This is a genomic window from Hyalangium sp. (assembly GCF_035629615.1).
Classification (GTDB): Bacteria; Myxococcota; Myxococcia; order Myxococcales; family Myxococcaceae; genus Hyalangium.
This window is the reverse complement of record NZ_DASPHO010000787.1, coordinates 1-9,848: the sequence shown is the minus strand read 5'-3', so window position 1 is coordinate 9,848 and position 9,848 is coordinate 1. Positions and strand designations below refer to the sequence as shown.

Here is a 9,848-nt window from a genome sequence, read left to right as displayed (position 1 = left end):
AGTTCAAGGCGTGCGAGGTGAGCCCGGTAGTCCAACGCGCGGTGGAGAACCTGCAGACGATGCTCGAGGAGAAGGGGGGGGAAGTCAAAGTCGGGCCGCTGCCCACGGTGCTCGGGGACGAGACCCAGCTCCTCCAGCTGTTCCAGAACCTGTTGGCGAACGCGCTGAAGTTCCACGGCCAGGCGCCGCCGCGGGTGGAGATAGCAGCCGAGCCAAAGGGGAAGGATGGGTGGCTCTTTACGGTGAAGGACAATGGATTGGGAATCGACAAGCAGTACTTCGATCGAATCTTCATCATCTTCCAGCGCCTGCACGGACGTGAGGAGTATCCGGGGACAGGGATTGGACTGGCGATCTGCAAGAAGATCGTCGATCGCCATGGAGGACGCATTGGGGTGGAGTCCCAGCCAGGCGAGGGCTCCACCTTCTGGTTTACGCTGCCAGCGGTGCCCACCGAGGCCACGGCCACCCAGGGCTCACAGCCATGAACTTCGAAGAGCACGGCAGACCCATCGAGATCCTCCTAGTGGAGGACAACCCGGGGGACGTGAGGTTGACCATCGAGGCCCTGAAGGAGGGCAAGGTGCGCAACAACCTCTCGGTGACGAAGGATGGGGTGGAGGCGCTGGCCTTTCTGAGGCGCGAAGGGAGCTTCGCGAGCTCGACGCGGCCGGACCTGATCCTGCTGGACCTGAACCTGCCACGGAAGGATGGGCGCGAGGTGCTGGCGGAGATCAAGGAGGATGCGGTGCTGCGGCGCATCCCGGTGGTGGTGCTGACGACGTCCAAGGCGGAGGAGGACATTCTCCGCACGTACGATCTGCACGCCAACTGCTACATTACGAAGCCAGTGGATCTGGAGCAGTTCTTCTCCGTGGTCCGCTCCATCGATGACTTCTGGCTCTCGGTGGTCCGGCTGCCCTCGAAGTCATGAGCTCCATGGCCCTCCCGGAACAACCCCTGAGACTGCTGCTAGTGGAAGACAACCCGGGAGACGCCCGGCTCATCCAGGAAGAGCTGCGAGAGGTCCCCTCCGTGCGCTTCGAGGTGGTGCACGTGCTGCGGCTGGCAGAGGCGGAGCGCGTGGCGCGCGAGGCGAAGCTGGACGCGGTGCTGCTGGACCTGTCGCTGCCGGATGGCCACGGACTGGGCAACATCTCGAGGCTCCTGCAGGCCGCGCCGGTGGTGCCGCTGGTGGTGCTCACGGGCACGGACGACGAGCAGCTCGCGGTGCAGGCGGTGCACCAGGGAGCACAGGACTACCTGGTGAAGGGACAGGTGACGGGCCCGCTGCTGGTGCGAGCGCTGCGCTACGCCATCGAGCGCAAGCGGGTGGAGGAGGGGCTCAAGCGAGAGGAGTCCCAGCAACAGACGGCGCTCTTCCGCGAGCAGTTCCTGGCCATCCTCGGGCACGATCTGCGCAACCCGCTGAGCGCCATCTCCGGCAACGCGGGCTTGCTGCTGCGCTACGGGGGGCTGACGGAGCCCCAGCGCAAGGCGGTCAACCGCATCTCCATCTCCTCGGACCGGATGGCGCGGATGATCAATGACTTGCTGGACTTCACCCGGGCGCGGCTCGGAGGTGGCTACCCGGTGAACCGGGCGCGGATGAATGTGCACGACGTGCTGCGACAGGTGGTGGAGGAGCTCGAGGTGGCGCACCCTCAGCGTCGCTTCGAGCTGAGCCTGGCCGGCAACGGCTGGGGAGACTGGGACGCGGACCGCATTGCCCAGGCGGCCTCGAACCTGGTGGGCAACGCGGTGCAGTACTCGCCCGAGGACAGCCCGGTGAAGGTGTCCGCGCAGGACGAAGGGGAAGGCATCTGCGTGCAGGTGCACAACCTGGGGTTGCCCATCCCCGCGGGGCGGCTGCCCCACATCTTCGATCCCTTCGTGCGCGGAGTCGAAGGCACGCGAAGCACTGCGCGCACGGGGCTGGGGCTGGGGCTCTACATCACCCACGAGATCGCCCGCGCCCACGGAGGCACGCTCCGAGTGACATCCACGGAGGCAGACGGCACGCGCTTCTGGATGAACCTGCCGCGCCACGCGACGACCGCAGCTTGAGTGTTCTCTGGAAGGAGAGCTCAGCCGCCGAGGACAGGGGACAGCCGGATGTAGCGCCGGGCCTGCACCTGCTCGAGCATGAACGCGGCCACATCCGCCCTGGAGATGCCCTCGGGGACTTCCGCCCAGCCGACAGAGACCTGGTAGCTTCCACGGGCGGGTTCATCCGTGAGCCGCGTGGGGCGGATGAGCACCCACTCCAGCGGGAGCCCGCGGATGGAGTCCAGCTGCCGCTCCCAGACATGGGCAGCGGGGGGCTTATTGAGAAACGAAGCGAGGAACCTGCCCAGCAGCCCTCGTCGAACCCAGCCCTCCTTGGCCGGTGGAGGCGCCAGGCAGATCAGCCGATGGACCCGGTACTTCTGCATGGCGGCCACGATGGTCTCCGTGGCCCTGAGCAAGGCCTCTGTCCCTCCGCGGCCCGAGAACCCTAGCGCGGACAGCACGGCCCGCTGACCCAGCATGGCCGCGTCAACCGCGTCCGGGTTCAAGACATCGCCCTCGATGACGTGCAGCTTCTTGTTCCTCTCCAACTCGGCTCTGAGCTCACTGTACAACTCCGACAGGGCGCTGCGCTCGCGCACGAAGGCCGTGACCGTATGTCCTGCCGACAGCGCTTGCTTGACCAGGTGGCGTCCGGTACGCCCAGAGGCGCCAAAGATGAGCACCGGAATCGAGAGCTCCTCGGACTTCTGCTCTCGCGTCGGTCCGTAGGCGACGGTGTTTCCGCGGCCGATGACGGAGAGGGTGAACATGTCGTCAGGCTTGTCCATGGTGAGGCCCTTTCATTCATGGCACTACGGCCGGACCTCTGCGGTCCGGGGAGGCTGGGCGGGTTGGGACATGAGCTCCGCGGGCTTCTGCAGGGGCAGGGGCTCCGTGGGCTTCTGGGAGGACGGTGCACTCTGGAGCTTGGCCCCGGCCTGCAGCTCCGGCTCCATCAGCTTGACCCACAGCGAGGGGGCTGTCCCCACCAGCCGGGCATCCTTCACCTCGAGCACTCGCTGGGCTTGAGCACGCCGATACAGCAGCGGAGGCATCGAGGGCTCGCGAGGATCGAGGTTGTGCATCACCACCTGCTCATCAAGCACGACGCCCTCCGGCTTCACGGACAGCGTGGAGGTGAACTCGACCTTGCGGTGCAAGCCATTGGGTAGCTCGAGCACCTCCTCACGGCTCAGGGGAAACCACGCCGGGCCCAGACAGCCTCCATCACCGCTGTTCGACACGGCCTCGGCGAAGAAGCGGCCCTGCCGCAGTGGCAGCACGCGGGCCATCCGGCGGCAGACGGGAGGCCCGTCATCCGTGCAGACATCCCCCTCGGCGACCAGCACCTTGAAGTTCTCGTTCTCCTCCAGGCGCAGCCGGGCCTGGCGAGGATAGGCGCGCAGGCTTCCAAGCGCGCGGACGACGAACCCTCGCGGCGTCCGCTCCACCAGCCCCACAGGTCCCAGCCCCTCTCCGTTTGAGAAGCGGCGCGAGACGACCCAGACCAGCCGCTCATCGGCACGCACTGTCTCCAGCACGAGGTCCTCCGCGGTAAGGCGGGCGGGCGGCGGGAGCGCTTGGGCCTCGGGGCCCGGCTCGCGGCACTCAGACTGCAACGGCTCCTGCCACACCACCGGCACGCCCGAGCAGTCTACGGTGGGCGAGGCAGCCACTCCCTGTTCGCGGTCGAAGCCATGGAGCAGCAGGGCGAACCAGTCGTCCGGAGTGGGCACGACGCGGTCGGACATGGCGGCCTCGGCAATGCACAGCCGCGGTGGCTGCGTGGCGCAGGCTGTCAGGAGGGCACACAGGCTTGCACTGATAACGAGTCGCTTCGAACTCATGAGGTTCTCAAATCTGGAGAGGGGGGATCCAGCCCGTCGGCGGTGGGCGCTCATACGGCCCCCGGGACGGTCAGTCGGTTCTGCTGGTTCGTGCCGAGCCAGGTGTCTCGCCCAAGCTTCGAAGACCAGCCGGTGCTGAGGCTGAAGGTGTGGGAGACGCTCTCGGCGAGGGTGAGCTCGAAGGTGTACTCCAGTGGATCTCGAACGAAGAGGGAGACGATCTCGCGCGCCAGGGGGTACAGATCTCCGTCCGCCATGAAGCGCCGCCAGGCGCGCGGAGACAGCGGGCCGATCTCCACCTGGAAGCGCCCCATGCGGTCGTACGCCCTGCCACCCAGCAGCATGTTGCGGCCGAGCAGGTTGTTGGCAACTCCGAGCTGCGCGCGCGCGTCGATGTCCACCCACCGGCCCACGAACTGCCGGACGGTGACGCGAGCACCCTCCAGCTCCTCGGCGAGCACTTCCTCCAGGGCGATCTCCAGCTTCTCGGCGGTGCGGACGCGGCTGGTCAGCAGGCAGGCGATCCGCAGGAGCCGCCACGGGGGGAGGATCCCAGGCCAGGTTCGGTCGTACGTGTCGAAGCCCGCCAGGGCCAGGATGCGGCGGGACCACTGATCGGTGCAGCTCGCTGTCAGCTCGCGGGTGACGCGGTACCGAGACTCGATGCGATACAGCAGCGACAGGAGCCGGTGATGAAACAGGTCCAGGAACTCGCGCTGCGGTGCGTCGTCCGGGTCCTCCTGGGCCACCTCCTCGGCCATGTACAGCGGCAGGGGGGAAGCAGAGCCCGTGAGCCCCAGGAAAGTCGTCGACACCTCGAACAGCGGCCGGCGGGCGGTGACATCGTCCGGGCGGGCAGGCACCTCCCGCAGCACCACCGCGCTGACATCGCTCGAGGAGAAGGTCAGCGAGGGATCGTGCCGGAAGCGGATGCGCTCCTCGAGCACGGGCCCCAGCTCGCCTACACGGGTCGCATCCGAGGTGAGGCGCTCGAGGAAGGCCACCAGCGGGAAGAACCCGGGCCGCTGGGGCGCACGACGGATGACCTCCGACGCCTCTACAAGGTCAACTGGGAGCCGTTCCGGGGGGGCCACGAGTACTCCATTTGTGAAGGCTGGAGGCGAATGCCCAGCTCGTTGAAGGCATTGAGGGTGACGTTCGACGCGAACAGCTCGTCGAGGATGGAGCCGAAGAGGAACGCGTCCCCCGCTCCCAGGAAGTTCGTCTCATCGAGCGCCACCGTGACGCGGTTGCCGCGCAGGGGGCTTCCCTCGAGGAAGCGCGTCCCCGGCCGCACCTCCACGGACCGGATGGCGTTGATGCGGAGCCGGGTGGCACGCGCGGTCAGGTCGTCAGTGAGCGCCTTGAAGTTATAGAGCTCGAGCAGCCGCCGCAGCACCTCCACGTCCGCCAGGGATTGCTGGTTGACGGCCAGGTGCGAGAGGAGCCGCCAGTGCAGCTCCGTGCCGAGAGGAGCACGCGCCGGCCGGCACACAGGGGAGATGTTCTTGAAGCGTGCGTTCGTGGGAGAGGTGACGGTGGGCAGGTGGACGTCCCCCACCTGCAGCCGGGTGGGGAGCGAGCGGTGGGTACAGGTGAGCCCGATGGACAGTGTCTCATCCTCGATGGATGGCATCACGTCCCGCGGTGTCTCCAGCGAGAGGTACGTGTCGAGCCCGTCGTCGATGGGGGAGGAGGTCCTGCGCAGGCGGTAGAAGGACGGCTCCGCGCCATCCCCTGCGGCATGGGCGAACTCGAAGAAAGGACGATAGTTGCGTCGCTCGTTGGCACCGGCCTGCAGGCCGACCACCGAGTCCACCGAGAACACCTCCATGTGTCGCGGCTCGACACCCTCCGCGCGCAGGAGCTGGTCGTGGGACAGCACGCTGTGGCGCAGGGGGTGCGCGGAGGCAGAGAAGAGGTTGATGGCGGGCGCGCAGTAGAGGCGGAACATCTCCTGGCCCACGCGGGCCTCCAGCGGGGGAGGACGCTCGAACTGGAAGGCCAGCTCGAACCGATCGCTTGCGATGTGCCGCGCGGCATCCAGCCCGCGCACCTCGAAGAAGAGGAACTTCTCGGGCAGGGTGAAGTACTCCTGGAGCTGCCGGTAGCCCTCGGCGGAGCGGGGCCAGGGCAGCAGGCGGAAGTGGGGGTCAAACCCCAGCGGGTGAATCGCCCGAGGCCCGAGCTGGACGGACTTCCCGTAGTCGTTGGTGACCTGGACCCCGCGGCAGTACCGCAGCAGCCAGAGCAGCATGAGCGCGCTGGTGGCCAGCTCTGCGTGGATGAACAGCCTCAAGCCTGCCGGCCGGAAGATCTCCGGGTAGATCTGCTCGTGGGCCTGGAAGAAGAGCCGCAGCACCGGTGCAGTGACGGACGACTTGTCCAGCAGAGCCTCCTCCAAAGTCAGGGGAAGCAGATCCACGTCGGAGGTGGTGCGGAAGACGCACGAGGTGCCATCGAGCGGACGCGCCGCAATCTCCACGCCAGCGGGGATGTTGGACCGGCCGCGCATGGCCTTCACCTGCGGAGTGAACTCGATGACGGTCGAGGCGGGGACAGGCCGCAGGTAGTGCGGCAGCAGCAGGTCCGTCAGGACATGGACCATCTCGGGCACGTCGTCATCCACGCGCTCGCGGATGCGCGCGGTCAGGAAGGCAAACCCCTCGAGCAGCCGCTCGACGTCCGGATCCGCGCCGCGCTCCACCAGCATGCCTGCGACGCCTGGGTTGGCCAGACCGAACGCGCGCCCCATCTCTCGGAGGTACGCCAACTCGCTCAAGAAGTACTTGCTGAACATGAAATGACCTCGGACAGCTGTCTCACCACAGCTCGAGCTGGTTGCTTCTGCCCAGCCGGGTGAAGAAGCGGATGGGCCGACGGGAGCCCCGATGCACCAGGTTCGCGGAGACCTCGAACTTGAGGCTGGTGGGATCCAGCTCGTCGGGGACGTGAAGGACGGCGACGTTCTTCAGGCGAGGCTCGTACTCCTGGATGGCCTGCCGGAGGGACAGCTGCATCCGCTCGATGGCGGAGGGAAACGTGTGGATGATGTCGTTGAAGTCCATGATCCCAAAGCCTGGAGTCGACACGGACTCCCCCTTGCGGGTGTTGAGCAGCACGCGCAGGTGCTGGGTGACCTCCTCGACGGGATCCCCCCGCCGCGAGGCATGCACATCGCCACTCTTGATCCGGGAGAAGAGCCCGCGGTTCGCCATGATGTGAGACCCCCGGGGGGGCGCCCTCTGCCGAGACGGGCGCCCCCCCCTGACGCGGAGCTGCTAGCGCTGCTGGCTCCAGGAATCCTCGTGCGTCACGCCACCGTTGGTGTACGTCCACCCGATGGTGTGGAACACGAAGGTGAGCTCCTCGAGCGCCGGATCCTTGGAGGTGGCCGGGACGATGGTGTCCGGAACCACCTGCTTGATGGTGTTGATGCGGCCCTGCTTGAAGTTCACCGTGTAGAACTGCTCCGTGGTGCCGTCACCCGTGGGGTTCGGGCGGAAGAACTTGAAGCTCGCCTCGATGACCTGGTTCTCGCACAGCGCCTTCATCAGCAGCGGCGTGGACTTGTCGATGCGCTTGCGGATGAGCAGCGGCTGGTACTGGCGCCGGCCCGTCGCGAGGCCGGAGCCGGACTCACGCGCGGTGATGACGCCCTGCTCGTAGTAGACGCACTCGATGGAGCCTTCGCGGCCCAGGCTGACCTGGGTGCTCTCGCCCTTGATGTCCGTCCCGTTTGCCTTCAGATAGAGGTGTACTGTCTCGGCCATTTCTGCCTCGTTTGAACTGCGGGGTGGGGTGTTGAACCGGGCCCGTTTCCGGACCCGGGGCTGAGGAGGACTTCAAAGGCCGCCTGGTGCCACGACGGTCTGTCCTCTCCCGCTCCGGATGGAGCGAGGGTCACTGCTTGTCGAGCTTGCCGACGAGCGACAGGGTGAAGGAGGCACCCATGTACTTGAAGTGGGGCCGGACCTGGATGCTGCACCGGTACCAGCCGGGCTGGCCGTCCACATCCTCGACCGTGATGCGCGCGTTGCGCAGCGGACGGCGAGACCGGACCGCGGGCGCCGGATCATCCATGTCCGCGACGTACTGGCTCATCCAGTTGTTCAGCTCCCGCTCCAGATCGGTGCGCTCCTTCCAGCTGCCGATCTGCTCGCGCTGGAGCACTTTGATGTAGTGCGCCAGGCGGGTCATGATGAACATGTACGGCAGCTGCGTGCCGAGCCGGTAGTTCGTCTCCGCCGCCTTGCCCTCGGGCGTGCCGCCGAAGTACTTGGGGCGCTGCGCCGAGTTGGCCGAGAAGAAGGCCGCGTTGTCCGCGGACTTGCGGAACACCAGCCCGATGAAGCCCTCCTCGGACAGCTCGTACTCGCGCCGCTCGGTGAGGAGGACCTCGGTGGGGATCTTCGTCTGGATCTCCCCCATGGCCTCGTAGTTGTGCAGCGGCAGGTTCTCCACCGCGCCACCGGACTGGGGGCCGATGATGTTGGGGCTCCAGCGGAACTTGGCGAACGAGGAGGCCACGCGGGTGGCGAGCGCCGTGGAGGCGTTCCCCCACAGGTACCGCTCGTGGTGGCCGACGACCTCCTCATTGAAGTTGAAGGCCTTCACCGGCACCGTCCCCTCGCCATAGGGCAGGCGCAGCAGGAAGCGCGGCACGCACAGACCCACGTAGCGCGCGTCCTCGCTGTCCCGGAACGACTGCCAGCGCGCGTACTGCGGCCCCTCGAACATCGCCTTGAGGTCCTTGAGGTTCGGCAGGTTGAGGAAGCTCTTCTCGCCGAAGAACTCGGGCGACGTGTTGGAGAAGAACGGCGCATGTGCCATGGCCGCCACCGAGGCGCACTTCGTCAGCAGCGCCATGTCCTGCGGGCCGGGGCCGAAGTCGAAGTCACCGCACATCAGCCCGTAGGGCTTGCCGCCGAAGACGCCGTACTCGTTGGAGTAGACGAGCTTGTAGAGCCCGGACTTCACGGTCTCGGGTGCATCCTCGAAGTCCTTGAGCAGGTCCTCCTTGGAGACGTTCAGCATCTCCACCTTGATGTTCTCACGGAAGTCCACCTTGTCGATGAGGAACCTCAGGCCGCGCCAGCGCGACTCCATGGACTGGAAGGTGGGGTGGTGGAGGATCTCGTTGACCTGGGCGCTCATCCGCCGGTCGATCTCAGAGATCATCGCATCCACGAGCGCCTGGTCGATGCGCTCCTGGGGCCGGTTGGGCGCCAGCATCTCGGTGATGAAGGCCTGCACGCCGCGCCGGGCAATGTCGTATCCCTCATCGCGCGGCTTGAGCTTGGCCTCGGCGAGGATGGTGTCGAGCAGCGTGCCAGTGCTCTCCACCGTGGCCTTGGAATCGTTCTGGAGCAGGTTCTTGTCGGTATTCATGGGTGGTTTCCTTTAGGGGGCTACTGCTTCGGCTCGTTCTTCTCGTCAGCCTTCAGGCCCAGCTCGCGCATCAGCGTCTGGCGGCTGTCGGCGTCGTTGAGCAGGTCCTGGAGCCGGCGGCGGAAGGCGGGGATGTTGCCCAGGGGGCCCTTGAGGGCGCTCAGCGCGTGCCGCAGCCGCAGCAGCTTCTCGAGCTCCGGCACCTGATGGACGACGTTCTCCGGAGTGAAGTCCGTCAGGTTGCGGAACTGCAGCGTCACCGGCAGCGAGGTGCCCTCCTCCTGGGAGAGCTTGTCCGGCACGGACAGCGACACCTGGAGGTTCTGCTGCGCCATCACGTCGTTGAAGTTGTCCTTGTCAACGTTGATGGGAGCGCGCTCTTCGATCGGCCGCTCGTCTGGCATTCCCGTGAAGTCCCCCATCATGAGGATCTTCAGCGGCAGCTCGACCTGTTCCTGCCCGTTCCCGGTGCTAGGCTGGTAGACGATGTTGATGCGCTCAGTGGGGGCTACGGAGGTTTCCTTGCTCATCTGCGGCCGGTCCTTTTGTTGCGAGGGT

11 protein-coding genes are annotated in these 9,848 nt (G+C 66.5%); 3 read left to right on the top strand and 8 right to left on the bottom strand.

Translation table 11 applies throughout. The annotated features are described in order from the left end of the window. From VD972_RS39480 to VD972_RS39470, 3 genes are all read left to right on the top strand, one after another. On the top strand, positions 1-488 hold a 488-nt coding region (locus VD972_RS39480), incomplete at its 5' end, for a sensor histidine kinase (RefSeq protein ID WP_324994145.1). Continuing rightward, on the top strand, positions 485-934 hold the full coding sequence (locus VD972_RS39475) for a response regulator (protein ID WP_324994143.1): 450 nt from the start codon (positions 485-487) through the stop codon (positions 932-934). The genes VD972_RS39480 and VD972_RS39475, both read left to right, overlap by 4 nt. Before the next feature lie 5 nt (positions 935-939). After that, positions 940-2,067 carry a hybrid sensor histidine kinase/response regulator gene (locus VD972_RS39470; RefSeq protein ID WP_324994139.1) on the top strand — a complete coding sequence of 376 codons (1,128 nt, stop codon included), beginning with the start codon at positions 940-942 and terminating at the stop codon, positions 2,065-2,067. Positions 2,068-2,087: 20 nt separating this feature from the next. Here the strand turns inward: VD972_RS39470 and VD972_RS39465 are convergent, their stop codons facing one another. The 8 genes from VD972_RS39465 to tssB all read right to left on the bottom strand — a co-directional run. Next, a complete protein-coding gene (locus VD972_RS39465; protein WP_324994137.1) occupies positions 2,088-2,840 on the bottom strand; it encodes an NAD(P)-dependent oxidoreductase in 753 nt (250 codons plus the stop codon). Positions 2,841-2,864: 24 nt separating this feature from the next. Beyond that, positions 2,865-3,803, bottom strand: a complete 939-nt coding sequence (locus VD972_RS39460) for a hypothetical protein (RefSeq protein ID WP_324994135.1) — start codon at positions 3,801-3,803, stop codon at positions 2,865-2,867. Between the two features lie 146 nt (positions 3,804-3,949). Next, a complete protein-coding gene (tssG, locus tag VD972_RS39455; protein WP_324994133.1) occupies positions 3,950-4,993 on the bottom strand; it encodes a type VI secretion system baseplate subunit TssG in 1,044 nt (347 codons plus the stop codon). Further along, positions 4,957-6,699: a type VI secretion system baseplate subunit TssF gene (gene tssF, locus VD972_RS39450; RefSeq protein WP_324994131.1), complete on the bottom strand. Its 1,743-nt coding sequence runs from the start codon at positions 6,697-6,699 to the stop codon at positions 4,957-4,959. The genes tssG and tssF overlap by 37 nt, the downstream gene beginning before the upstream one ends. A gap of 22 nt (positions 6,700-6,721) precedes the next feature. Next, the gene (gene tssE, locus VD972_RS39445; RefSeq protein WP_324994129.1) at positions 6,722-7,117 is read right to left on the bottom strand and encodes a type VI secretion system baseplate subunit TssE; all 396 of its coding nucleotides are present in this window, start codon (positions 7,115-7,117) and stop codon (positions 6,722-6,724) included. A 63-nt stretch (positions 7,118-7,180) separates the two neighbouring features. After that, positions 7,181-7,672 carry a type VI secretion system tube protein TssD gene (tssD, locus tag VD972_RS39440; RefSeq protein WP_324994127.1) on the bottom strand — a complete coding sequence of 164 codons (492 nt, stop codon included), beginning with the start codon at positions 7,670-7,672 and terminating at the stop codon, positions 7,181-7,183. A gap of 130 nt (positions 7,673-7,802) precedes the next feature. Continuing rightward, on the bottom strand, positions 7,803-9,290 hold the full coding sequence (gene tssC / locus VD972_RS39435; protein ID WP_324994125.1) for a type VI secretion system contractile sheath large subunit: 1,488 nt from the start codon (positions 9,288-9,290) through the stop codon (positions 7,803-7,805). Positions 9,291-9,310: 20 nt separating this feature from the next. Continuing rightward, positions 9,311-9,848, bottom strand: a 538-nt coding sequence (tssB, locus tag VD972_RS39430; RefSeq protein ID WP_324994123.1) for a type VI secretion system contractile sheath small subunit, incomplete at its 5' end; no start/stop codon positions are given.

Bases quoted from the DNA above. Each gene is read 5' to 3' on its own strand.
- VD972_RS39475 (WP_324994143.1), top strand. From the start codon at position 485: ATGAACTTCGAAGAGCACGGCAGACCCATCGAGATCCTCCTAGTGGAG.
- VD972_RS39470 (WP_324994139.1), top strand. From the start codon at position 940: ATGGCCCTCCCGGAACAACCCCTGAGACTGCTGCTAGTGGAAGACAAC.
- VD972_RS39465 (WP_324994137.1), bottom strand. From the start codon at position 2,840: ATGGACAAGCCTGACGACATGTTCACCCTCTCCGTCATCGGCCGCGGA.
- VD972_RS39460 (WP_324994135.1), bottom strand. From the start codon at position 3,803: ATGTCCGACCGCGTCGTGCCCACTCCGGACGACTGGTTCGCCCTGCTG.
- tssF (WP_324994131.1), bottom strand. From the start codon at position 6,699: ATGTTCAGCAAGTACTTCTTGAGCGAGTTGGCGTACCTCCGAGAGATG.
- tssE (WP_324994129.1), bottom strand. From the start codon at position 7,117: ATGGCGAACCGCGGGCTCTTCTCCCGGATCAAGAGTGGCGATGTGCAT.
- tssD (WP_324994127.1), bottom strand. From the start codon at position 7,672: ATGGCCGAGACAGTACACCTCTATCTGAAGGCAAACGGGACGGACATC.
- tssC (WP_324994125.1), bottom strand. From the start codon at position 9,290: ATGAATACCGACAAGAACCTGCTCCAGAACGATTCCAAGGCCACGGTG.